The organism is Rhodococcus sp. DT1 (assembly GCF_049844875.1).
Lineage (GTDB): Bacteria > Actinomycetota > Actinomycetes > Mycobacteriales > Mycobacteriaceae > Rhodococcus.
Genome location: NZ_JBNCLW010000001.1, coordinates 250,977 through 274,763, shown reverse-complemented (window position 1 = coordinate 274,763; position 23,787 = coordinate 250,977). Strand labels below are relative to the sequence as shown.

At 67.7% G+C, this 23,787-nt stretch carries 20 protein-coding genes; 6 read left to right on the top strand and 14 right to left on the bottom strand.

What is annotated here, in order from left to right; all coding sequences use genetic code 11:
- Window positions 1–29: 29 nt before the first annotated feature.
- The 3 genes from ACLQ3J_RS01235 to mqo form a co-directional block, all read right to left on the bottom strand.
- Window positions 30–1,478, bottom strand: coding sequence for an MFS transporter (locus ACLQ3J_RS01235; RefSeq protein WP_378528296.1), 1,449 nt, complete (start codon window positions 1,476–1,478; stop codon window positions 30–32).
- A gap of 59 nt (window positions 1,479–1,537) precedes the next feature.
- Entirely contained in the window at window positions 1,538–2,776 is a 1,239-nt protein-coding gene (gene cobA, locus ACLQ3J_RS01230; protein WP_169620581.1) for a uroporphyrinogen-III C-methyltransferase, read from the bottom strand.
- A 125-nt stretch (window positions 2,777–2,901) separates the two neighbouring features.
- Entirely contained in the window at window positions 2,902–4,431 is a 1,530-nt protein-coding gene (mqo, locus tag ACLQ3J_RS01225) for a malate dehydrogenase (quinone) (protein ID WP_169620580.1), read from the bottom strand.
- A gap of 219 nt (window positions 4,432–4,650) precedes the next feature.
- Between mqo and ACLQ3J_RS01220 the strand changes: the two genes are divergently transcribed.
- Both ACLQ3J_RS01220 and mtr read left to right on the top strand, forming a co-directional pair.
- Window positions 4,651–5,715, top strand: a complete 1,065-nt coding sequence (locus ACLQ3J_RS01220) for an alpha/beta hydrolase (protein WP_425901967.1) — start codon at window positions 4,651–4,653, stop codon at window positions 5,713–5,715.
- The gene (mtr, locus tag ACLQ3J_RS01215) at window positions 5,712–7,085 is read left to right on the top strand and encodes a mycothione reductase (protein ID WP_425901966.1); all 1,374 of its coding nucleotides are present in this window, start codon (window positions 5,712–5,714) and stop codon (window positions 7,083–7,085) included. Before ACLQ3J_RS01220 ends, mtr begins: the two co-directional genes overlap by 4 nt.
- Before the next feature lie 59 nt (window positions 7,086–7,144).
- Here the strand turns inward: mtr and ACLQ3J_RS01210 are convergent, their stop codons facing one another.
- Window positions 7,145–7,711: an alpha/beta fold hydrolase gene (locus ACLQ3J_RS01210; protein WP_422424136.1), complete on the bottom strand. Its 567-nt coding sequence runs from the start codon at window positions 7,709–7,711 to the stop codon at window positions 7,145–7,147.
- Between the two features lie 146 nt (window positions 7,712–7,857).
- Here ACLQ3J_RS01210 and ACLQ3J_RS01205 point away from each other — a divergent pair, with 146 nt between their 5' ends.
- Window positions 7,858–8,472: a DUF1360 domain-containing protein gene (locus ACLQ3J_RS01205; RefSeq protein ID WP_422424138.1), complete on the top strand. Its 615-nt coding sequence runs from the start codon at window positions 7,858–7,860 to the stop codon at window positions 8,470–8,472.
- A 46-nt stretch (window positions 8,473–8,518) separates the two neighbouring features.
- Here the strand turns inward: ACLQ3J_RS01205 and map are convergent, their stop codons facing one another.
- Together map and ACLQ3J_RS01195 are read right to left on the bottom strand one after the other, a co-directional pair.
- A complete protein-coding gene (map, locus tag ACLQ3J_RS01200) occupies window positions 8,519–9,376 on the bottom strand; it encodes a type I methionyl aminopeptidase (protein ID WP_169620576.1) in 858 nt (285 codons plus the stop codon).
- A gap of 89 nt (window positions 9,377–9,465) precedes the next feature.
- Window positions 9,466–11,094: an AMP-binding protein gene (locus ACLQ3J_RS01195; protein WP_425901964.1), complete on the bottom strand. Its 1,629-nt coding sequence runs from the start codon at window positions 11,092–11,094 to the stop codon at window positions 9,466–9,468.
- A gap of 113 nt (window positions 11,095–11,207) precedes the next feature.
- Here ACLQ3J_RS01195 and ACLQ3J_RS01190 point away from each other — a divergent pair, with 113 nt between their 5' ends.
- Together ACLQ3J_RS01190 and ACLQ3J_RS01185 are read left to right on the top strand one after the other, a co-directional pair.
- A complete protein-coding gene (locus ACLQ3J_RS01190) occupies window positions 11,208–12,065 on the top strand; it encodes a helix-turn-helix transcriptional regulator (RefSeq protein ID WP_169620574.1) in 858 nt (285 codons plus the stop codon).
- Window positions 12,066–12,110: 45 nt separating this feature from the next.
- Window positions 12,111–13,490 (top strand): APC family permease, encoded by a 1,380-nt coding sequence (locus ACLQ3J_RS01185; RefSeq protein WP_169620573.1) that lies wholly within the window; start codon window positions 12,111–12,113, stop codon window positions 13,488–13,490.
- Between the two features lie 3 nt (window positions 13,491–13,493).
- Here the strand turns inward: ACLQ3J_RS01185 and ACLQ3J_RS01180 are convergent, their stop codons facing one another.
- From ACLQ3J_RS01180 to dxr, 5 genes are all read right to left on the bottom strand, one after another.
- A complete protein-coding gene (locus ACLQ3J_RS01180; RefSeq protein WP_425901962.1) occupies window positions 13,494–15,338 on the bottom strand; it encodes a penicillin-binding transpeptidase domain-containing protein in 1,845 nt (614 codons plus the stop codon).
- A 46-nt stretch (window positions 15,339–15,384) separates the two neighbouring features.
- A complete protein-coding gene (locus ACLQ3J_RS01175) occupies window positions 15,385–16,221 on the bottom strand; it encodes a GNAT family N-acetyltransferase (RefSeq protein WP_169620571.1) in 837 nt (278 codons plus the stop codon).
- Window positions 16,222–16,294: 73 nt separating this feature from the next.
- A complete protein-coding gene (ispG, locus tag ACLQ3J_RS01170) occupies window positions 16,295–17,449 on the bottom strand; it encodes a flavodoxin-dependent (E)-4-hydroxy-3-methylbut-2-enyl-diphosphate synthase (RefSeq protein WP_169620570.1) in 1,155 nt (384 codons plus the stop codon).
- Between the two features lie 45 nt (window positions 17,450–17,494).
- Window positions 17,495–18,712 carry a M50 family metallopeptidase gene (locus tag ACLQ3J_RS01165; protein ID WP_169620569.1) on the bottom strand — a complete coding sequence of 406 codons (1,218 nt, stop codon included), beginning with the start codon at window positions 18,710–18,712 and terminating at the stop codon, window positions 17,495–17,497.
- A gap of 15 nt (window positions 18,713–18,727) precedes the next feature.
- The gene (gene dxr / locus ACLQ3J_RS01160; RefSeq protein ID WP_378528294.1) at window positions 18,728–19,849 is read right to left on the bottom strand and encodes a 1-deoxy-D-xylulose-5-phosphate reductoisomerase; all 1,122 of its coding nucleotides are present in this window, start codon (window positions 19,847–19,849) and stop codon (window positions 18,728–18,730) included.
- Window positions 19,850–20,034: 185 nt separating this feature from the next.
- Between dxr and ACLQ3J_RS01155 the strand changes: the two genes are divergently transcribed.
- Window positions 20,035–20,283, top strand: coding sequence for a DUF2631 domain-containing protein (locus ACLQ3J_RS01155; RefSeq protein ID WP_296550871.1), 249 nt, complete (start codon window positions 20,035–20,037; stop codon window positions 20,281–20,283).
- A 164-nt stretch (window positions 20,284–20,447) separates the two neighbouring features.
- Here the strand turns inward: ACLQ3J_RS01155 and ACLQ3J_RS01150 are convergent, their stop codons facing one another.
- From ACLQ3J_RS01150 to ACLQ3J_RS01140, 3 genes are read right to left on the bottom strand one after another with little or no spacing between them, the layout of a single operon-like run.
- Entirely contained in the window at window positions 20,448–21,230 is a 783-nt protein-coding gene (locus ACLQ3J_RS01150; RefSeq protein ID WP_425901961.1) for an enoyl-CoA hydratase/isomerase family protein, read from the bottom strand.
- Window positions 21,231–21,246: 16 nt separating this feature from the next.
- Complete coding sequence (locus tag ACLQ3J_RS01145; protein ID WP_296550869.1) at window positions 21,247–22,518, bottom strand: acetyl-CoA hydrolase/transferase family protein; 1,272 nt, start codon at window positions 22,516–22,518, stop codon at window positions 21,247–21,249.
- Window positions 22,515–23,720 carry a CaiB/BaiF CoA transferase family protein gene (locus ACLQ3J_RS01140; RefSeq protein WP_425901959.1) on the bottom strand — a complete coding sequence of 402 codons (1,206 nt, stop codon included), beginning with the start codon at window positions 23,718–23,720 and terminating at the stop codon, window positions 22,515–22,517. Before ACLQ3J_RS01140 ends, ACLQ3J_RS01145 begins: the two co-directional genes overlap by 4 nt.
- Between the last annotated feature and the right edge of the window lie 67 nt (window positions 23,721–23,787).

Here is a 23,787-nt window from a genome sequence, read left to right as displayed (position 1 = left end):
GCGACGCGCCGGCGGTCCGGGGTGACACCTCACCCGGACTGAGCGGACTTCTCGGCTTCCTGCGCCTGGGCCACCTCTTCGGAGGTGAACCGGATGAACAACGCCGCGATGCCGGCGATCACCGCGCACGCGGCGCATCCGACGAGGGCGAACATGTATCCCTCACCCTGCGCGGTGAGCTGCGCGGCGGTCATATCCGCGACCGCGCCGGACGTGCCTCCCAGCGACATCGTCTTCGAGGTGGCCAGCGCGCCGATGACGGCGAGGCCGAGCGGTCCGCCGAGCGTCTGCGCGACCTGCGCGATGGCGGACAGCGGCCCGATCTCGTGCGCGCCGACGCCCGCGATGGCGCACAGCGGAAGCGGAACCACGGCCAGACCCACTCCGAACCCGACGACCAGCACCAGCACGAACAGCGTCGGGAAGTACCGCACCGTCTCGTCCATCGTCGACCCGTAGAGCAGGCTCAGGGTCATGATGACGGCACCGGTGACCACGAGCCATCGGGGCTGCACCCGCGCAGCGAGCTTGGACGAGGCCGCGGCCGCTCCCCCGAGACCGAATGCGAACGGCACGAACGCGAGGCCCGCCTGCAGCGGTGTGTAACCGAGGACGTCCTGCACGAACAGCGCGACGAACGCCGCGAGGCTGAACATCACCGCGCCGGCGAAGAAGATCGCCACGAAGGTCGCCACGCGGTTCTTGTTGCGGAACAGCACGAAGGGCAGGAGGGGGTTCTCGGCACGGCGCTCGACCAGCAGGAAGATCCCGAGCAGGACGACGCCGGCAGCGAGCGCACCGATCACCGCGGCGCTGCCCCAGCCGAGTTCGGGACCTTCGGTGAGGCCGAACACGATGCCGGTGCATCCGAGCGTCGCAAGAATGGCACCCGGAACGTCCAGCGCCAGACGTTCGGACGACGTTTCGCGCAATGCACCGAGGGCCAGTACGACGATCACGACACCGATCGGGACGTTGATGAGGAAGATCCATCGCCACGACACCTGCGTCAGCGCCCCACCCAGGATGAGGCCTGCGATCGATCCGACGCCGGTCATCGCCGCGAAGACCGCAATGGCCCGGTTACGGGCGGGACCGGCGGCGAACGTGGTCGCCACGAGCGCGAGCGCCGTGGGTGACGCGATCGCGGCGCCGACTCCCTGGAGCGCACGCGCACCGATGAGCATCGCCTCGTTGGTGGCCAGACCGCACAGCAGCGACGCGAACGTGAACAGGCCCACGCCGGCGATGAACATCCGTTTGCGCCCGAAGCTGTCTCCGAGGCGGCCGCCGAGCAGCATCAGCCCACCGAACGCGAGCGCGTACGCGGTGAGGACCCAATTCCGGCCGGCGTCGGACAACCCGAGTTCCGCCTGCAGTGGAGCGAGAGCAAGGTTGGCAACGGTGCCGTCGAGCACCACCATGAGCTGCAATCCGCTGAGGACCAGGGTGGCCAGAGCGAGTGCGCGAGCGGTCATGGGGTGCGCGGCGCCGGAGGCGTGTGCGGTATCCGAGGTGTGTGCCACGGGGTCCAACGTTACCGACCTTCCGGACCGAACCCGGCGACCGGACCGATGACGATGATGGCGGGTGGACGGGTCCCCTCTTCGCGGACCCGGGCGGCGACGTTGCCGAGATCGGTCCGGAGCACCCGCTGGGTGGCCAGGGTTCCTTCCTGAACCACCACCACCGGGGTGTCGACGGGCCGGCCCCCGGCCGTCAGGGCGTCGGCGAACTTCTCGATGCGTTCGACGGCCATGAGCAGCACGAGCGTCCCCCGGAGTTTCGCGAGGGCACTCCAGTCGGTGAGCGAATCGGGATGGTCGGGCGCGACGTGCCCGCTCACCACGACGAACTCGTGTGTCACCCCGCGATGGGTCACCGGAACACCCGCGGCGGCCGGCACCGAGATCGCGCTGGTGATGCCCGGGACGACTGTCACCGGTATTCCGGCGGCGGTGCACGCCTCGAGCTCTTCGTATCCCCGTCCGAAGACGTAGGGGTCGCCACCTTTGAGCCGGACCACGAACTTTCCGGCCTTCGCCCGATCGATCAGCGTGTCGTTGATGACCTGCTGCGCCATCGCGCGGCCGTACGGCAGCTTGGCCGCGTCGATCACCTCGACGTGCGGATCCAGTTCGGCGAGGAGTTCCTGGGGGGCGAGATGATCCGCCACCACCACATCGGCACGGGCCAGCAACCGGCGGCCCCGAACGGTGATGAGGTCCGGATCACCGGGTCCACCGCCGACCAGCGCCACGCCGACCGGTTTCTGCGCCGCGTCGTCGGCGACCTCGGACAGCGCCGCGCCCGCGAGGGCGTCCCGGATGGAGGTGCGCACTGCCGCGGACCTGCGATGGTCGCCGCCGGCGAGGACTCCGACGGAAAGCCCGTCGTAGCGAGCGGTCGCGGGTGTGACGGCACTACCTTCGCGTGCGCTGTCGGCGCGCACGCAGAAGATCCGGCGGCGTTCCGCCTCGGCGACGATGGCGGCGTTGGTCTCGGGCTCGTCGGTGCAGGCCATCGCGTACCAGGCGTCTTCGAGGTCGCCGTCGCGATAGTCGCGGATGTCGAGCGAGAGACGGCCCTTCGTGGCCATGCTCTCCACCGCGGGTGTGGCGGCCCGTGCCACGACGTGGACATCGGCGCCCGAGGCCACCAGCAGGCCCAGACGACGTTGCGCAACGCTGCCGCCGCCCACGACCACCACACGTCGTCCCCGAAGGTCGAGCCCCACCAGGTAATTGGTCTCGTCGTCGGCTACCGGCACCGGCATTCCCCATCTCTCGTGTCGAAGCGAACCGTCGAGAGATCAACCCCGGGAGCGCTCCTCGTCTCGCCCGCCCGTCGCGGACGAGTGCGGCCCGGCTCGGAGCCGGGCCGCCATATCCGTGCCGCGGATCAGACCGCGGCGGCTTCCATGGGTGCGACCTGACCGCGACCCGGAACGACGTCGAGCTGAAGCGTCTTGGTGGTGTGGTCCCACACCTGACGGAACAGATCCTGGTTCTCGGTGAGCTTGACCCCGAGGGAGGGGACCATCTCCCGGAGCTTGGGCTGCCATGCGTCCCACTGCTGCGGGAAGCAGCGTTCGAGAACGTCGAGCATCGCGGGGACTGCGGTGGACGCACCCGGCGACGCTCCGAGCAGACCCGCGATCGAACCGTCCGCAGCGCTGACCACGGCGGTACCGAACTCGAGCACGCCGCCCGCGCCCTTACGGCGGATCACCTGCACGCGCTGGCCGGCGACGATCAGCTCCCAGTCTTCGAGTCGTGCCTCGGGCGCGAACTCCGCGAGGGTGCCGATGCGATCGGCGGGCGACTGGGTGAGCTCACCGACGAGGTACTTGACCAGGCCGAGTTCGGTCACGCCCACTCCGAGCATCGACATCAGGTTGTTCGGCTTGACCGACTTGGGCAGGTCCATGATGCCGCCCTGCTTGAGGAACTTGGGCGACCATCCGGCGTACGGCCCGAACAGCAGACCCTGCTTCCCGCCGATCACGCGGGTGTCGAGGTGAGGCACCGACATCGGGGGCGCGCCCACCGCGGCCTTGCCGTACACCTTGGCGCTGTGACGAGCGATCACCTCGGGGTTGGTGCAGCGCAGGAAGGCACCCGACACGGGGAATCCGCCGAAGCCCTTGGCCTCGCTGATGCCGGACTTCTGCAGGAGGTGGAGGGCACCGCCACCCGCGCCGACGAAGACGAACTTGGCGTGGACCTTGCGGGACTCGCCCGTGCGGCGGTTGCGCACCTTGACGATCCAGCTGCCGTCGGACTGCTTGCTGATGTTGGTGACCTCATGGCCGAAGAAGACCGTGCCACCCGAGGCCGCCACATTGTTGATGAGCTGCTTGGTGAGGGCACCGAAGTCGACGTCGGTTCCCGTCTCGGTCCAGTTCAGCGCGACGGGGTCGGAGAAGTCCCGGCCGGCGGCCATGAGCGGCAGCCGCTCGGCGAAGAACTCGGGGCTCTCGGAGTACTCCATGCCCGCGAACAGCGGATGGCCCGCGAGGGCGTCGTACCGGGCACGCAGGTACTTCACGTCGTCCGCGCCGTGCACGAAGCTCACGTGCGGGATCGGGTTGATGAAATCCTTGGGGTCGCTCAGGATGCCGTTGTCGACCGCGTACGACCAGAACTGGCGCGAAACCTGGAACTGCTCGTTGACGTTGACCGCTTTGGCGATCTCCACCGAGCCGTCGGGCTTGCCCGGCGTGTAATTCAACTCACACAGCGCCGAGTGGCCGGTACCCGCGTTGTTCCACGGGTCGCTGCTCTCCGCCGCCGCGGCGTCGAGCCGCTCGAAGGCGGTGATCGACCAGTCGGGCTGGAGCTGACGCATCAGCGCGCCGAGGGTCGCGCTCATGATGCCGGCGCCCACGAGCACTACATCGGTTTTCGCCTCTACCACGTTCTCTGACACGGGGAAATCGACTTCCTTGTCTGTTCGCACGCGCCGTCGCGCCTTCGCGCACCGCTTACGTGAGTGTCCCGAACGCGCCCGCACACAATCCCCGATTTCAGGATTCGTCCGCAGCCGCGCGACTGCGACGCACAGGTTACCCGGGCGTATACCGGCTCTTCATTTTCACCTCATTGTCTACCCGCAGCACCCCCCGCCGAACCCTCCTAGAGTGTGATAGTGACTACTTGGCAGCCCGACATCCTGGGCGACGGATACGAGCAACTCGTGTTGCCGCTGGGCGACGACCCGGACGGTGAGGGCGACATCACCGCAACCCTGGTGCGATATCAACCCGCCACCAGCGCGGTGGGCGAGCCGAGCACGCTGCCCCGTCGCGCGGTTCTCTACGTTCACGGCTTCACCGACTACTTCTTCCAACAGCACCTCGCCGAACATTTCGCCGCGCAGGGGTACCGGTTCTTCGCACTCGACCTCCGAAAATGCGGACGCTCGCGCGCCCCGGGCCAAACGCCCCACTTCGTCACCGACCTCGAGTATTACGACCAGGAACTCGACGAAGCGCTGCGCATCGTCTCGGCCGAGGTCTCCGGTGGCGGCGTCGTACTGGCCGCGCACTCCACGGGTGGCCTCGTGCTTCCGCTGTGGCTCGACCGCCTACAGCGTCGCCCCGGCGGATCGGCCTCGGCCGGGGTGAGCGGGCTCATCCTCAACAGTCCGTGGTTCGACCTGCAGGGCCCGTCGTATCTGCGCAACGTCGGTACCGCCGCGATCGACGTGCTCGGACGCGTTCGCCCACACTCCGCCGTGCCCGGGCGAAAGCTCGACACCTACGGTGTCAGCCTGCAGAACGGCGGCTGGTCCTACGACCTCGACATGAAACCGCTGACCGGATTTCCGATCCGGTTCGGCTGGTTGCGTGCCGTGCGCATCGGGCACGCTCGCCTGCATCGCGGTCTCGATGTCGGGGTGCCGTCGCTGATCCTTCGTTCCGGGGCGTCACGCTTCGCCCCGAAGTACGACGCCACCATCGACACCGTCGATGCGGTCCTCGACGTGCGTCAGATCGCGCGGTGGGCGGGCTGCCTGGGAGACCGCACCACGATCGTGCCGATCGCGGGCGCGCGACACGATGTGTTTCTCTCCACACCGGGGCCCCTGGCTGCGGCATTCCGGGAATTGGACCTGTGGCTGGGATGGTTGAACGGAGACGGAACCGCGGGCGAGCCCGCCGGGGCCGGGGATGTTTCCGCACCGCCACAACCCACGGGAGAACACGCGTGACCCATTACGACCTCGCGATCATCGGCTCCGGATCGGGCAACTCGATCCTCGACGAGCGCTACGACGGCAAACGCGTCGCGTTACTGGAGGCGGGCACCTTCGGTGGCACCTGCCTGAACGTGGGCTGCATCCCCACCAAGATGTACGTGTACGCAGCGGACGTTGCCCGCACCATCCGGTCGGCGCCCAAGTACGGGATCGACGCCACGATCGACGGGATCCGGTGGAACGACATCGTCGACCGGGTCTTCGGCCGCATCGATCCGATTGCCGCGGGCGGTGAGCAGTACCGGCGTGAGGGCTGCGCGAACGTCACGGTGTACGACGGTCATGCACGGTTCGTCGGCGAACGCACGCTCGACACCGGGACCGGCGAGACGATCACCGCCGACCAGATCGTCGTGGCAGCCGGCGCGCGCGCCGAGATCCCGCGGGAAGTGCTCGACGGCGGGGTGACCTACTACACGAGCAACAACATCATGCGGCTCCCGAAGCTCCCCGAATCGATGGTGATTCTCGGAACCGGCTTCATCGCGATGGAGTTCGCCCACGTCTTCTCCGCCCTCGGCACCAGGGTGTCGGTGATCGGGCGGAGCGGCAGACTGCTGCGCCACCTCGACACCGACGTCTCCGAACGCTTCACCGCACTCGCGCAGCAGAAGTGGGACGTCCACCTGGAGAACCCGGCCCGTGCCTTCCGGCCGGTGGGCGACGGAGTGGAAGTCGAACTGGCCGACGGCGCCGTGGTGGCCGGAGACGTGCTGCTCGTCGCGACGGGCCGGCACCCCAACGGCGATCTCCTCGACGTCGCGGCGGCGGGGATCGAACTCGGCGCGTCCGGGTCCATCGTCGTCGACGACTTCCAGCGCACAACGGCGGAAGGTGTCTTCGCGCTGGGCGACGTGTCGTCGCCGTACCAGCTCAAGCACGTCGCGAATCACGAAGCGCGTGTCGTGCAGCACAATCTCCTGCACGACGCGTGGGGACCGGACACCTCCGCACTACAGCGCACCGATCACCGGTTCGTGCCTGCCGCGGTGTTCACCGATCCGCAGATCGCGACCGTCGGACTCACCGAGGCGGAGGCCCGCGCCGCGGGATACGACATCTCCGTCAAGATCCAGGACTACGGAAATGTCGCCTACGGCTGGGCGATGGAGGACACCGAGGGGTTCTGCAAGCTGATCGCAGACCGGTCCACCGGCCTGCTTCTCGGTGCCCACATCATCGGTGCGCAGGCATCGACAGTGATCCAGCCGCTCATCCAGGCCATGGTGTTCGGTATCACGGCACAGGACATGGCCACACGCCAGTACTGGATCCATCCGGCACTTCCCGAATTGGTGGAGAACGCACTGCTCGGCCTGTAGAGCCGAACTCCTCCGGCCCTCGCACCCTCCGCGGCTGCGGGGGCCGGATGCGTTGTGGCCTACCAGCTCCCGGTGCGCAACGCGATCGCCGACGCGAACTCTGCCGCTGCCCGTGCGGGCACGTTGTCGATGCTGCCGAGGTCGACCACGCGAAACTCTCCGGTCACGTACCGCATCGAGGCGTCCGCTTCCGGCTTGCGGGCCGGGTCTCCGATCACGATGGTGGTGGGTACTTCCGCCACCGGTGCCGACGCGTCGCGTACGGCGCCGTCGAACATCGGGACGACGGGATGGCCGCGGTCGACCACAACGAGACTCGCGAAGCGGCCGAAGCGGCCGGAAGCGACCGTCCAGGCCATTTCGGCGCCGGCGCCGATGCCGGCGAGATGCACCCACGGCAGCGACAGTTGATCGAGCACGGCGAAGACGCCGTCCGGGGTCAATCCGTCGAGCGTCTCGGGCACGATCGTGCGCAGATCCGAATTGTGCAGTCTCTCGCACACCGCGTCGAATACGTCGGCTCGTTCCCCCGCGTCGGGCAGCAGCAGCACGGAGTGCCGGCTGTCCGGTCCGTCGACGCGCACCTCGATCGAACCCGAATCGGTGGTCACCATCGTCGATTCCATGCCCCGAAACGCTACACGTCCCCACGACGACCGGCCCTGCGTCCCGTACCCGGGAAACCCGGACGGGCACGCCCGTCGCTTCTGCGATTTCCCGACGGATCGGTGTGTCCGGGTTTAACCGGATCCGGCCCGGGAAATCGGCCGCTATGACTCCGACGAGCAACGGCGACCGCTCGCCCCGAAACGACCCGTCCGACACCGTGTCCGGCCACGATTCGGTCTCCACCCTCGACCGAACCGCCGAACACCGGGAAGCACACGCACCGGCGACATCGTCGGCACCGGCGAACACCCGACACGAGAACCGCAAGCTCGGTGGCTACGTAGCAACCCTGCTGCTGTACGGGCTGTTCGTGGGGGTGGTGGCCGTCCTGACCGCAGTCACCCCTCGGCGACTGCCGGGACGGCTGACCGTGCGCGACCTCGTCGTCTCCGCCGCCGCGGCCCACAAGTTGTCGAGGACGGTGACCAAGACGTCGGTCACGCGCCCGCTGCGCGCCCCGTTCACGAAGCCCGGTGAAAAAGGCGGCCCCGGCGAGGTCATGGACCGGCCGGCCGGGCGTGCGGGCCTCAAGCACAGCATCGGAGAGTTGCTGACGTGCCCGTTCTGCTTCGACGTGTGGGCGATCACCGCCGTCACGGTGGGCAGGGTGTTCGCACCCGCCGCCACGGTTGTCGTGGTGGATGCACTCACAGCGCTGACGGGCGCAGATTTCCTGCACCTCGCCTACGCCCGCGCACAGCAGATGGCGGAGGGGTGATCCGGCGGGTCGGCGGACCCGGCGACGGGTAGGTGAGACGGCCGGTTTACGGAACCGTCAGAATCTCGGCTCCGGTGTCGGTGACGACGAGCGTGTGCTCGAACTGCGCACTCCACTTGCGGTCCTTGGTGACGACGGTCCAGCCGTCCTCCCAGATCTCGTAGTCCGGAGTGCCGAGATTGATCATCGGCTCGATCGTGAACACCATGCCCGGCTCGAGGACCGTGTCGATGTCGGGGCGGTCGTAGTGGAAGACCACCAGACCGTTGTGGAAGGTCTCGCCGATGCCGTGACCGGTGAAATCGCGCACCACCCCGTACCCGAACCGGTTCGCATACGACTCGATGACGCGACCGACCACGTTGAGGGCTCGCCCGGGCGCGACCGCCTTGATCGCCCGGGCTGTGGCCTCGCGGGTGCGTTCGACGAGAAGCCGTGCCTCCTCGGACACATCACCGGCGAAGAACGTCGCGTTGGTGTCGCCGTGGACGCCGTGGATGTACGCGGTCACATCGATGTTGACGATGTCGCCGTCCTCGATCACCGTGGTGTCGGGGATGCCGTGACAGATCACCTCGTTGAGCGAGACGCACACCGACTTCGGAAATCCCCGGTAGCCGAGATCGGACGGGTACGAACCGTGGTCGCACATGTACTCGTGTGCGATGCGGTCGATCTCGTCGGTGGTGACGCCCGGTGCGACGGCTTTACCCGCCTCGATCAGCGCTTGTGCAGCGATCTTCGACGCGATCCGCACCTTCTCGATCGTCTCGGGCGTCTGCACCCACGGCTCGTTGCCCTCGTTCGCGGTCGGCTTCCACACGTATTCGGGACGCTCGATCGACTTGGGTACTTCACGGATCGGTGTCGCGGTTCCGGGGACGAGCGGGGCGCGGGTAGGCATGGAATCAGATTAACCCGCGCGCCGCGCTCGCACCGACACCCCGGCCGAGCCGCGGTTCTCGTTACGGAGTGACGCCCTGACGGCCCTCGTTACGGAGTGACGCCCTGACGGCGCAGAATGTATCGCTGGACCTTGCCGCTCGGCGTCTTGGGAAGGTGCGGAACGAAATGCACGGTCCGCGGGTAGGCGTGAGCCGCGAACTTCTTCTTCACCAGTTGCTGGAGATCGGCCTCGAGCGCATCGTCGCCCTCGACGCCTTCGCGCACCACGACGAACGCTTCGAGGACCTCCCCGCGAAGTTGGTCGGGCACGCCCACCACCGCAGCCTCCACCACGTCCGGGTGCATCACCAGAACCGATTCCACGTCGAACGGCCCGATGCGGTATCCGGCCATGATGATGACGTCGTCGTCGCGCGAGGAGAAGAAGAAGAATCCGTTCTCGTCGACCCGCCCGGCGTCGCCGGTGAGGTACCACCGGCCGTCGTCGCTGAACCGGTCCGCCGTCTTCTCCGGCGCGTCGACGTAGCCGGTGAACCACACGAGCGGGCTGGCGGGGACGTCGATCGCCACTCTGCCCACCTCTCCCGGGGCCGCGACCTCGTCGCTGTCGTCGCGCAGTACCGCGCAGGTCCATCCGGGCAGCGGCTTGCCCATCGATTGCGGCGGAACCTGTTCGCGCAGCCCGTCCGCCCAGGCGTCGACCACGAACATGCCGTGCTCGGTCTGGCCGTACTGGTCGCGCACCACGACACCGAGGGTCTCCTCGGACCACGCCAGCACATCGGGGGTGAGCGGCTCCCCCGCCGACGACGCACGGCGCAGCGTCACCTCGGGATGTGCCGCGGTGTCGGCTCGCAGGCTGCGATAGACGGTGGGCGCGGCAGCAAAGTTCGTGACGCCGAAACCGTCGAGGATCTGCCACGTCAGGGCCGGTGAGAAACCTCCGTGGAGGAGGATGCTGCGGCGTCCCGCCGCGAGCGGGCCGAGCAGGGCGTAGTAGAGGCCGTACGCCCAGCCGGGATCGGCGGCGTTCCAGAACACGTCGTCCTCGCGCACGTCGAGCCCGAATTCGAGGTACGCGTGGAAGGACGCGAGGGCCCTGACCGGCACGGGCACGCCCTTCGGGGTGCCGGTCGTGCCCGAGGTGAACAGTTGCACGAGACCACCGGTCGCGCCGACCGCCACCGCCTCGGCACGCGGGTCGTCGGCCGAGTGGGATTCGAGCAGGTCCACGAAGCGCACACCGACTCCGCTGCTCTCTCCCGCGACCACGACCTGCCACGGAGCGTCGTGCGGCATGTCGTCGCCCGGTGCGAGTTTGCCCACCTGATCGCCGTCCGCGACGACGACCCGCGCACCGCCGGCCTGCAACCGGAAGGCGATGGCGGGCGGCGCGAATGCCGTGAACAAGGGCAGGTGGACGGCACCGCGACGCCAGATCCCGAGCAGCGCGACGACCAGGTCGGCGGACTTGCCCATGAGCGTGGCGACGTGGTCACCGGGTTCGACGCCGAGGTGCGCGAGTGCCGCGGCGAAACGCTGCGATCGTTCGCGGAGTTCGCCGTAGGTCAGGTCGGTGGAGGTGAGGTCGGGTTCGATCACGGTGAATGCCACCGCATCCGCGGGATGGTCGTCGCACAGCAACTGCGCAGCGCACGCATCAGGGGTGTCGTAACGATCCAGCAGTTCCCGAACGCGTGTCGCTGTGTCGACCATCAGGTCCGTCCTCTCCTCGTATCCCGGCGGGCCGCGCTCTACGCGGCACTCGTATGCCTCTATGATCCGAGTCACACATTGGTTCCGATACCCCCGGAAAGGGGTGACATCCGGTGTCGGTCGTCTCATCGCCGCTGCTTCGCCCCCGTGACGGGGATGCACTGCGTCTCGAACTCCGTCGCACCGCCGCACAGGCACAGGTACCCGTGGTCTTCGCCGGCCAGGTCCAGAACAACGACCTGCATCTGAGCGAGTTCTTCGGGACCCGCACCAACAACCTCGCCGGCGTCGTCGTGCCACCCCGCGCGGGGCTGGGAGGCCGTGTGCTCTCGGAGGGCCGCCCCGTCACCGTGGCCGATTACGGACGCTCGTCGTCGATCACCCACCACTTCGATCGCCCGGTCCTCGGGGAAGGTCTCCGGTCGATCCTGGCGGTGCCGGTGATGGTCGGCGGGGTCGCGCGTGCGGTGTTGTACGGGGCCGCGCGGGAATGCGCACCGCTCGGCGAACGCGCGGTACATGCCTTCGCGCAGACGGCAAGCCGGCTCGCGAACGAAATCGCGGTGCGCGACGAAGTGGACCGGCGGATGGCGATGCTCACGCACCTCGGGCCGAACGGGCACGATCCGGTCGCGACCGCTCATATACGAGAAGTCCACGCCGAGTTGCGCACTCTCGCACGGGATGCCGGCGACGAGCACTTACAGCGGCGCCTGCGCGAGCTGTCCGAACGACTGGCGGTCGCGATGGGAGGCACCGAGAAGGGGCGGCCGGAGGTGACGCTCTCGTCCCGCGAGACCGATGTCCTGTCCTACGTCGCCCTCGGGTGCAGCAACGCCGAGATCGCGAGGCGGTTGTCGGTCGGTCCGGAAACGGTCAAGAGCTACCTCCGCAGCGCCATGAGCAAACTCGATGTCCATTCCCGCCACGAAGCGGTGGTCGCCGCGAGAAAATCAGGGCTGCTGCCCTGACCCCTTCGGGTTCCGGATCGGTCGGGCATCGGGAAGGAGCGTTCGATGCCGGAGACCACCGCAGCGCCCGAACTCAAACGTGTGATGGGGCCGGGTCTGCTGCTCCTGTTCATCGTCGGAGACATTCTCGGCACAGGGATCTATGCACTCACGGGCAACGTCGCGAACGAAGTCGGCGGAGTCGTCTGGCTGCCGTTCCTGACCGCGTTCGTCGTCGCCACGATCACCGTGTTCAGCTACCTCGAACTGGTCACGAAGTATCCGCGCGCCGCGGGTGCCGCGCTGTACACGCACAAAGCTTTCGGGATCCACTTCCTCACGTACATGGTCACGTTCACGGTGATGGCATCCGGTATCACCTCCGCATCGACAGCGGCACGGGCGTTCGCGGCGAATTTCGGGGAGGCGTTCGAGCTCGACCTCGCGGGCGGAATCGGGATCACCGTGGTGGCGCTGGGGTTCATTGTCGCGGTCGCCGTGATCAACGTGCGCGGGGTCAGCGAAAGCGTCAAGACGAACGTCGTGCTCACCGTCGTGGAACTCTCGGGCCTGCTCATCATCATCTTCATCGGGATGTGGGCGCTCGGGTTCGGCACCGGTGACTTCTCGCGAGTGGTCGAGATCGATACCGGTGATCGCTCCGTCTTCACCGGGGTGGTCGCGGGCACGGCTCTCGCGTTCTTCGCCATGGTGGGATTCGAGGATTCCGTGAACATGGCCGAGGAGTGCAAACACCCGACGCGGATCTTCCCGAAGGTCCTGCTCGGCGGTCTGTGCATCACCGCGCTCATCTACGTGCTGGTCTCCATCACGTCGGTGGCACTGGTGCCCCCCGACCTCCTCGGGGAGGGCGAGACACCGCTGCTGCGGGTCGTCGAAGCGGGTGCGCCGGCCTTCCCCCTCGGCATCTTCGCGTTCATCACGATGTTCGCGGTCGCCAACACCGCCCTGATCAACATGCTGATGGCGAGCCGCCTCCTCTACGGGATCTCGCACGAGGGTGTGGTCCCCGCTGCGCTGGGCAAGGTGCACCGGACGCGGCGCACGCCCTACGTGGCGATCGCCTTCACCTCCTTGCTCGCAGTCGGGCTCATCACGTTCGTCGGGGAGATCCCCGAACTCGGCGGCACGACGGCATTGCTTCTCCTCATGGTGTTCACGATCGTCAACGTGGTCGTGCTGGTCCTGCGCCGTGATCACGTGGACCACAACCATTTCCGGGCGCCCACGGTGCTGCCGGTCATCGGTGCCTCGAGTTGCCTGTTCCTCGTGTCCCCGTTGGTGGATCGACCGGGCACCCAATACCGCATCGCAGGCGTCCTGCTGGGAATCGGCGCACTGCTGTGGGTCGCCACCCGCCTGCTGGCACGATACGGCGGGATGACGCACCGGACGTCTGCACCGGCGGAGCCACCCGTCGACTGACGATCAGGCTCCGTCGTCCCGGTAGCCGGGAGGCAACGCGGCGAACATGTCGCGCGTGACCGCGACGGCATTGTCCGAACTGCCTCCTCGCACCACGAGGGTCGCGAACGCGAGGTCACCCCGGTAGCCGACGAACCAGGAGTGCGAACCGCCCTCCACCTCTGCCTCACCGGTTTTGCCGTACACGTCGCCTTGGTCCCGGATGCGGTCGGCGGTGCCGCTCGTGATCACCAGGCGCATCATGTCGCGCAGGCCCGCCACCACCTCCGGAGAAACCGGAGCGGGATCACCCTGCACGACCGTCTCCCGGCCTTCGATCAGATACGGGACGGGTGTGCGCCCGCTCGCGACGGTCGCGGCGGCGAGCGCCATCCCCAACGGGCTGACGACCACCTTGCCCTGCCCGAATCCGTCCTCGGTGCGTTCGACCAGATCGTCCGCGGGCGGAACCGACCCGGTGAATGTCGGCATGCCGACCACCTCGTAGTCGACGCCGATGCCGAATCGCCCGGCGGCGGTGTGCAACGCATCCGATTCCATCTCGGAGGCGAGTTTGGCGAACGAGGTGTTGCACGACCTCGCGAAGGCGGTGGCGAGTGTGACCGAGCCGAGCGCGAACTCGTTGTAGTTCGGGATGCTGCGGTCGCCGATGGTGATGCGTCCCGGGCACGGAACGATGGTGTCGGGCAGTGCGAGACCGCTCGACATGGCGGCGCCCGATGTAATGATCTTGAATGTGGAGCCGGGCGGGTATTGCCCTGCGAGCGCCACCGGTCCGTCGCGGTCGGCAGCGGAGTTCTGCGCCACCGCAAGCACCGCGCCGGTGGAGGCCTCGATGACCACAGTCATTGCTTGCTCCGTCCGGGCGCCGACCGCATTCTGCGCGGCCACCTGGATCGGACGGTCGAGGCTGATGGAGACCGACGGCACCGGCATGGGTTTCGTCTCGGTGAGCACATCGGTGTCGACGCCGTACTGGTTGACGATGACGACGCTCCACCCCGCGGTCCCGTCGAGGTCGCCGATCACCGCCTTCTTCACCTGCCCGACGAGGTCGGGCGCGAAGGCACGATCCGTCGAGACCAGATCGGACTGTTCGGTCACCACCACACCGGGTATCGCGGCAAGACGGCCGGCAACGAGTTCGTAGTCGTCCTCCGCGAGCCGCATCACCGACCGAGGGCCGGACACCGCGGTCACCGATTCGGCGATCGCCTGAGCACTCAGCGACGAGTCGAACTGCACGAGCGCGGCGGCCAGAGCCTTCGCCGCGGACGAGACGTCTCTGTTCTGCGTCGCATCGAAGGCGATGCCGTACACGGTCCCCGGGACGAGCACGTCGCTGCCCGCATGCTCGTTGACGCGGGCGCGCGGGGCCGGAGTGCTGCGCAGTTGCATGGTCTGGCGGTTGCCGAGTTGCGGGTGGAGAGCCGATTTCGCCCATCGGACCGACCACTGCTCGCCGCTTCGCCCCATATGCAGTTCACCCGTGTACTGCCACACCCTCTCTCGCGGCAGGTGCCATTCGTAGCTGTACCCGACGGTCGCGGAATCTCCGTCGATGCGCGTGGAGGTGGTGGTCGCCACCAGGGATTCGGCTTGCAGCCCGTCCCATGCCTCGCCCAGTGCGCCCTCGGCCTCGTCCGGCCGGTCCGAATGCGCGGCCGCTGCGGCGAAGTCCTGCGCCGCGAAGTCGTCGAGAAAAAGCTGCGCGGCGGCTTGGGGGCCCGTGACGCCGGGCGTGCACGCGACGAGAAGACCGCACAGCAGCGCCGTCGCCACCCAGACCGCGACGACGGCGACACGACCGGGCCGCGCGGGCGCCAGAGGTGAACGTCGAGGGCTCATCGCCCGTCATGGTAAGCGGACGAGCGCCCGAATCGGCCGAGGCGCGTCAGTCGAGCAACACGGTCGTGAATGTCGCGACCTGGCGGAAACCGATGCGTTCGTACGTGGCGCGCGCCCGGGTGTTGAAGCTGTTGACGTACAGGCTCGGCAGACGCCCCGTCGCGGTGACGGCTGCGCCGACCGCGGCCGTTCCGGCGGCACCGAGACCGGCGCCGCGTTTGTCCGGGTCGACCCACACGCCCTGGATCTGGCCCACCGTCGAGGACTGTGACCCTACCTCGGCCTTGAACACGACCCGGCCGTCCTCGAAGCGCGCCCAGGCGCGTCCGGCGGCGATGAGGCTCGCGACCCTTCGCCGGTATCCCGCTCCCCCGTCGCCGAGACGCGGGTCGACTCCGACCTCCTCGATGAACATCGAGATGGCGGCGGGGAGATAGGCGTCGAGCTCTTCCGGGCGCACCCGCCGGACGCGCGGATCGGGATCGATGCGGGGTTCCCGGTCGAGAACCAGCAGCGGTTGCTCGGCGCGAACCTCACGCGGAGGCCCCCACGCGGATTCGAGTGCTTCCCACATCGGCAGCGCCAACTCGGCGCGGCCCACGATCGAGGAGCACAGACGCGGCCCGCGGACGGCTCGCTCGGCGAACGCCTGGATGTCGTCGGGGTTCCCGAGCAGGGGTATGAGGTTTGCGCCGGCGAAGCAGAGTGAGGACTCCGGCCCGCCGCGACTCCACATGTCGCCGCCGACAGCACGACCGTCGAGACCGTACTCCTCGACGCGACCCGCCACCATGCACGACGCCACAGGGTCTCTCGCGAGCACCCGCAACACCGAGGCCGTATCACGGCCACCCAGCGACCGGACACCCAGAAGCTTGAGCACTCGCTCACCACCCGTCGACAAGCCGATACGAGATCAGGGTGCCACGCGTCACCCGCTCAGGGAAATCGGGGTATCAGCCGACGGACACGACCGGGTTTCCGGCTCCGGCGTCGCCTTCCATCTCCTCGGCGATCCGCATCGCCTCTTCGATCAGCGTCTCGACGATCTGCGCTTCCGGCACCGTCTTGATGACCTTGCCCTTGACGAAGATCTGGCCCTTGCCGTTACCCGACGCCACACCGAGATCCGCCTCGCGGGCTTCACCCGGACCGTTGACGACGCAGCCCATCACTGCGACGCGCAGCGGGATCTCCATCCCCTCGAGCCCAGCCGAGACCTCGTCGGCCAGCGTGTAGACGTCGACCTGTGCGCGCCCGCACGACGGGCACGACACGATTTCCAGCTTGCGGGGGCGCAGGTTCAGCGATTGCAGGATCTGCGTGCCCACCTTGATCTCCTCCGCGGGCGGAGCGGACAGCGATACGCGGATGGTGTCGCCGATCCCTTCGCTCAGCAGCGCGCCGAACGCGACCGCGGACTTGATCGTGCCCTGGAAGGCCGGTCCGGCCTCGGTGACACCGAGGTGCAGCGGGTAGTTGCACTGGGCGGCGAGCTGACGGTAGGCCTCGACCATCACGACCGGATCGTTGTGCTTGACCGAGATCTTGATGTCGCCGAAGCCGTGTTCCTCGAAGAGGCCCGCCTCCCACAACGCGGACTCGACGAGCGCTTCGGGCGTCGCCTTGCCGTATTTCTGCATCAGGCGCGGATCGAGGGAACCGGCGTTCACGCCGATGCGGATCGGAATGCCCGCGTCGCCGGCCGCCTTCGCGACCTCCTTGACGCGACCGTCGAACTCCTTGATGTTGCCGGGGTTGACCCGCACCGCGGCGCATCCCGCGTCGATGGCGGCGAAGATGTACCGGGGCTGGAAGTGGATGTCGGCGATCACGGGGATCTGGCTCTTCTTCGCGATGGTCGCGAGAGCGTCGGCATCCTCCTGCCGAGGGCAGGCAACACGCACGATGTCGCAGCCCGAGGCGGTGAGCTCGGCGATCTGCTGAAGCGTGGCGTTGATGTCGTGGGTCTTGGTGGTGCACATCGACTGCACCGAGATGGGGTGATCGCTTCCGACACCGACATTGCCGACCATGAGCTGGCGTGTCTTGCGTCGCGGCGCGAGGACCGCGGGCAGTTCGGGCATGCCCAATCCGACGGGGCTGGTCACAGTTCGCCTTCTTTCGTAGCTACCCGGCAATTCTAGCGGCGCAGGTCAGAACAGCTGGATGGGGTTGATGATGTCGGCGGTGAGGGTGAGGACCATGAACGCGCCACCGATCACGACGGCGACGTAGGTCAGCGGAAGCAGTTTCATGTAGTCGACGGGCGCTCCTTCCGGCAGCCCGCGCAATCCGCGCACCCAGTTGCGGATGCGTTCGTAGATCGCCACGGCCATGTGCCCACCGTCGAGCGGAAGCAGCGGCAGGAGATTGAAGGCACCGAGGAAGAAGTTGAGCTGCGCGAGCAGCAGGACGAAGGATTGCCAGATCCCGCGCTCCGCGAACTGCCCGCCGATGACACTGGCACCGACCACGCTCACCGGGGTGTCGATGGCGCGCTCACCGCCTGTCACCGCAGTCCACAGATCCGACACCTTGCTGGGCAGATCCATGAGCGACTGGGCAGTGATCACGGCCAGGTCGCCGGTGAATTGGAACGTCGCCGGAATCGCCGTGAGTGCGTTGTACTCGGTCGGACGGTTCTCCTCTCCCGTCACGCCGATCGCGCCCACGGTCTCGGAGGTGATCTCCCCGGTCGCGGTGTTCTCCACGTACCGCTGCACCTGTTCGACGGTCACCGGCACGGTGAGGGTTTCCCCACCCCGCTCGACCGTGAAGTCCACGGTACCCGTGGCGGCGCGTGTCGCCTCGACCAGCGCGTAGAACCCTTCGACCTCCTGGCCGTCCACAGCGACGATCACGTCACCGGGCTGGATTCCCGCCTCACCCGCAGGCCCGGTGCCGGTACACGGGGCGAGCGCGTAGTCGCCGTCCGCCCCCGCCTGGCTGGGTGCCACACAAGACACCTCCGCGACGGTGGCCTTGGGATGCAGTTGCGGCAGCGCCCACGCGACGGCGAGGACATAGATCAGGACGATGCCCAGCGCGAAGTTCATCCCGATGCCACCCGCCATGACGACCAGGCGCTTCCACGTCTTCTGCTTGTACATCGCGCGGTCGTACTCGTCGGGAGCGAGTTCGTCGAGGGCGGTCATGCCCGCGATGTCGCAGAAACCTCCGGCCGGGATGGCCTTGAGACCGTATTCGGTCTCGCCGCGGCGGAAGGCGAAGATGCGCGGCCCGAAGCCGATGTAGTAGCGCCGAACCTTCATGCCCAGTTTCTGCGCGGTCCACATGTGGCCGGCCTCGTGCAGGGCGATGGAGGCGGCGATGCCAAAGGCGAAAACCACAACGCCCAATACGAACATCATGTGTGGCCGATCCTCCTAGTCGACGAGTGTGCGCGCCCGGCTGCGGGCCCAGCCGTCGGCTGCGAGCACATCGTCCACGGTACTGGGTTGCGCCGACCACTCGTCGGCGTCGTCCAGCACGGCCTCGACGGTCTGCACGATCCGGGGGAACGAGAGCCGTCCCGCGAGGAACGCCTCGGCGGCGATCTCGTTCGCCGCGTTGTACACGGCGGTCAGGCAGCCGCCGCGGCTTCCCGCGGCGCGTGCGAGTTCCACAGCAGGGAACACCGCGTTGTCGAGCGGCTCGAACTCCCATGTCGACGCCGTCGAGAAATCGAGCGCCGGAGCCGCCTCCGCGACACGGTGCGGCCAGCCGAGCGCGAGCGCGATCGGCAGAGTCATCGACGGCGGCGAGGCCTGGGCGAGCGTGGACCCGTCGGTGAAGGTCACCATGGAATGCACGATCGATTGCGGATGGACGGTGACGTCGATCCGGTCGTAGGCGATACCGAACAGCAGGTGCGCCTCGATGAGTTCGAGCCCCTTGTTCACGAGCGTCGCGGAATTGAGGGTGTTCATCGGGCCCATCGACCACGTCGGATGGGCGCCGGCCTGCTCGGGTGTGACCGACTCGAGACGATCTGCCGTCCAGCCCCGGAACGGCCCACCCGACGCGGTGAGCACCAGACGGGCCACCTCGTCGGCAGTGCCGCCGCGCAGGCACTGCGCCATCGCCGAATGCTCGGAATCGACCGGCACGATCTGGCCCGGAGCGGCCGCTGCCGTCACGAGCGCACCACCGGCGACGAGCGATTCCTTGTTCGCCAGCGCGAGGCGCGCCCCGGTCTCGAGAGCCGCGAGGGTCGGCGCGAGCCCGAGCGAGCCGACGAGCCCGTTGAGCACCACGTCGGCTTCCACCTCCCGCACGAGCGCGGTCACCGCGTCGGGGCCGCTGCGCACCGGACGGTCGAGGCGCGACGCGGCGGCGGGGTCGGCGACCGCGACCTCGGAGACACCGAACAGACGGATCTGCTCCGCCAGCAGGTCGATGTTGCCACCGCCCGCGGCGAGGCCGACCACCTCGAACTTGTCGGGGTTCGCGTCGATCACCTGGAGCGCTTGGGTCCCGATGGAGCCGGTGCTGCCCAGCAGCAGCACGCGTGTACGGGAGGAGTTCTCTGCTTCGGCCACGGATGCATTGTTCCCGACGGCGGTGTCCACGTCATGAACCGGTGGTCACGGGTCGTACCGGACTTGCCGTGAGAGCGCCCCCACTTCATACGACGGGCGGTCGTATGTCACGATTAGCGGCAACAGGACCAACTGGCAAGCAGGAGGAAACGGTGGCCGGTACCGAGCTGGAGTCCATTCATGACAGAACGGTGGCGGAGGTGCCCTCGGCGGAGTGGGGCTGGAGTGGTGAAGCACCGCGCGCGTTCCGTGCCGCAGGCTGGATTTTCGCCGCGTTCCTCCTCCTGATGATGATCGGCAACCACACCGGCCGCGTCGAGGACCTCTACCTCATCGGTTTCGCTGCGGTGATCGTGTTCATCCTTGTGCGCGACATCGTCAGTCGCCGTCGCATGCGGTAACACCACTGGTCGAACAGCAGGGCCCGCCCGGAGTGATCCGGGCGGGCCCTCGCCGTCGTGGTCCCCGCGTCTCCCGCCACTGCGCGGAATCAGCGGCCCCGCCACCGCACAGAATCAGTGGCCCCGCCACCGCACTGAATCAGTGGCCCCGCCACCGCACTGAATCAGCGGCCCCGCCACTGGGGCGCACGTTTGGCCGCGAACGCCCTCGGCCCTTCCTGCGCGTCCTCGCTGTTGTAGCAAAGCTCGGACGCGTGCCGGGCGGCGACCAGCGCAGCCGAGCGTCCCATCTCCGTCGAGAGCATCACGGTCTCCCGCGCCGCACGAACCGACAGGGGTGCGCCGGCGAGGATCTCACCCGCCAGGCCGAGTGCCGTCGCGAGGAGGTCTCCGGGCTCGGCGAGCCTGTTGACCAATCCGATCTCGTACGCCCGCTGCGCGGTGATCGGTTTTCCGGTCAGGAGGATCTCCATCATGATCCGCTGCGGGATCATGTGGATCAGTGGAGAAGCCCACGGTGAGCTCCTGCCCACCTTCACTTCCGTCACCGCGAACGTCGCACCGGTACTCGCCACACACAGGTCGCACGACTGCGCGATCAGCCAGCCCCCGGCGAACGCGGCCCCGTTGACCGCCGCGATCGTGGGTTTCGACAGTTCGACCGTGTCGTACGGGACCGGAATCAGCGTGCGGGGCGGAACCGTCATCCCCGTCTCGACCATCTCCTTGAGATCGCCACCCGCACAGAACGCCTTGTCCCCTGCCGCGGTGAGGACGGCGACCCGCAGGCCGGGATCGTTCTCGAAGCGGTCCCATGCGGCGTACAACCCCGCGCGCACCTCCGCGGTGAGACAGTTGCGCGTCTCCGGCCGGTTCAGCGTGATGACGGCGATGCCGTCGTCCCGGGCATCGAACAACACTGCGGCGTTCGCCGGATCCCCGGTCATCGGACAACTCGGCTCATCAGAAACCTCTCTGTCGGATCACGTGTGCCTCACGGTCGAGCGCGTCGCGGAAGTCGGGGTGGGCGATGGCGATCAGCCGTCTGCTTCGTTCGGCCAGCGTTCGTCCACGCAGTTCTGCGGCTCCGAATTCGGTGACGACCACGTCCACCTCGCTTCTCGCGGTGGTGACCGGGCCCGAGAGCGCGGCGGTGATCCGGCTGACGGTGCCGTTCTTCGCGGTCGCCGGCAGCGCCATGATGGCGTGGCCTCCCGGCGAACGTGCGCCCGCACGCACGAAATCCACCTGCCCACCCGTGCCGCCCAGGTACGCGGACCCGCTCTGTTCCGCGTTGACCTGCCCGGTCAGGTCGACCTCCATCGCGGAGTTGATCGTCACCAGGTTCTCCAACTGCGCCAGCACGCCGGCGTCGTGGGTGTACGAGGTCGTGCACATCCGGATCTCCCGGTTGCGGTGCGCGAATCCGTAGAGCCGATCGGTGCCGATCAGAGCGCCGGTGATCGACACCCCCCGGTCGATCTTCTTGCGGGCGTTGGTCAGCGCGCCGGACTCGACGAGATCGACGAGTCCGTCGCCCAGCATGCCGGAGTGCACCCCGAGATCCCTGCGGTCGGAGAGCAGGCGCAGGACGGCGTCCGGAACGGCGCCGACCCCCATCTGCAGGACCGCGCCGTCACCGATGTACTCGGCGGCGTGCCGGGCGATCGCTTCGTCGGTCTCGCCGATCCGTCCCGGCGGCACCTGCACAGGTGGGCGCGAGACGTGCACCGCGTAATCGATTCTCGACTCCGGGAGCATCTCGCCGAAGGTGAACGGCACCTGATCGTTGACCTCGGCGACCACTACCCGCGCCCGCGCGACGGCGGCCTGCACATAGTCGCTGACAAGACCGAAACTGTGGTTGCCCTCGCCGTCGGCGGGACCGACCTGAACGAATGCCACGTCGCAACCGATGATTCCCGCCTCGATCATCGGGCCGACCTGACTGACGTGGCACGGAATCACGTCGAGGCGGTGCGCCTTGCTCATCGACCTCAGGGCGCCGATGGCGCCCATGCTGGACAGCGCGAAACTCTCGGCCGATTCGGGGGTGAAGATTCCCGAGAAACTGGTCGCGACGAACACCGTCAGATCGCCGACGTCGCGGCCCTGCGCAATCAGCGCTTCGAGCACGCTCGACGGTTCACCGCACGCCTGGCCGACGACGATGTGGTCCCCCGGGCGGAGGAATTCGCGAACATCGATAGCCGCGTCGGTACGAACCTGTGTCATGTGCCTTCCGTTCCGCGGGTGCCGTTCGAGTCGGCATCCCCTGCACGCGAACAGGGTTCGGCGGCACGCCGGAGTTGCTCGAGGACGTCGGCGGTGTCGGCGCCGAGCCGGGGCGCCGGTCCCGCGATGCGTCCGGGTGTACGCGAGAACCAGGTGGGCGGCCCGGGATAGCGGACCGGCCCGTACGGAGAGTCGACGTCGTCGAAGAAGCCGGTCTGTTCGAGATGCGGATTGTCGAACAGTTCGTCCAGCGTTCGCACCGGAGCGGCGGGGATATCACGAGACCGCAGGAGATCGAGCCATTCCTGCGTCGTGCGCTCCTCGAACGTCGTGCCGAGAAGTTCGTAGACCTCGTCGATCCGACGCGCCCGCTGTTCGAGAGTCGCGAAGTGTTCGCCGGCCCATTCCGGTTTCACGGCGTCGACAAATGCCGCCCATTGCTTGTCGTTGTAGACGAGCGCCGAGATCCGGCCGTCCTTGGTGCGGTACGGCTTTCGGTTCCGTGCGACGACGCGCGGGTAGACAGCCGGACCCAGCGGCGGTGTGAACATCGCGCCGTTTCCGTGTTCGACGAGCATGAAGGCCGCCATGGTTTCGAACATGGCTACTTCGACTTCCTGCCCCTCCCCTGTCCGTTCACGATGGAAAAGGGCCATCATCGTGGCGTAGAGCGCTGTCATCCCGGCGACCTTGTCGGCGATGATCGTGCCCACGTACCCCGCCTCACCGGTCAACTGCTCTTGCACCGACGGCAAGCCGCATTCCGCCTGGATCGTGTCGTCGTAGGCCGTGAGGTTCGAGTCGGGTCCGCCGCGCCCGTATCCGTAACAGTTGGTGTAGACGATCGACGGGTTGAGTGCCGCGACATCGTCGTATCCGAATCCGAGACCCGCTACGGCGGTCGCACGCATCGAGTGGATGAACACATCGGCGTCGACGATCAACTCCCGGAGCGTCGACGCGCCCTCGTCGGTGCGCAGATCCAGTACGACGCTTCGTTTGCCGCGGTTGACGTTGACGAAGACACCGCCCATCCCGGGCTCGGGGCCCACCGAGATGTAGCGGGTGTTGTCGCCCGCGGGGGGTTCGATCTTGACCACGTCCGCCCCCATGTCGGCCATGATCTGGGTGCAGTACGGACCCATCACCATCGCCGTCAGGTCGACGACTCGCACTCCTGACAGGGGACCTCGGTGTTTCATCGACAGAACCTCGCTGCTGCGTCGGGTCGGATTCCCCGGCGCGCGGGCCTTCCGGGAACGGCGCAAA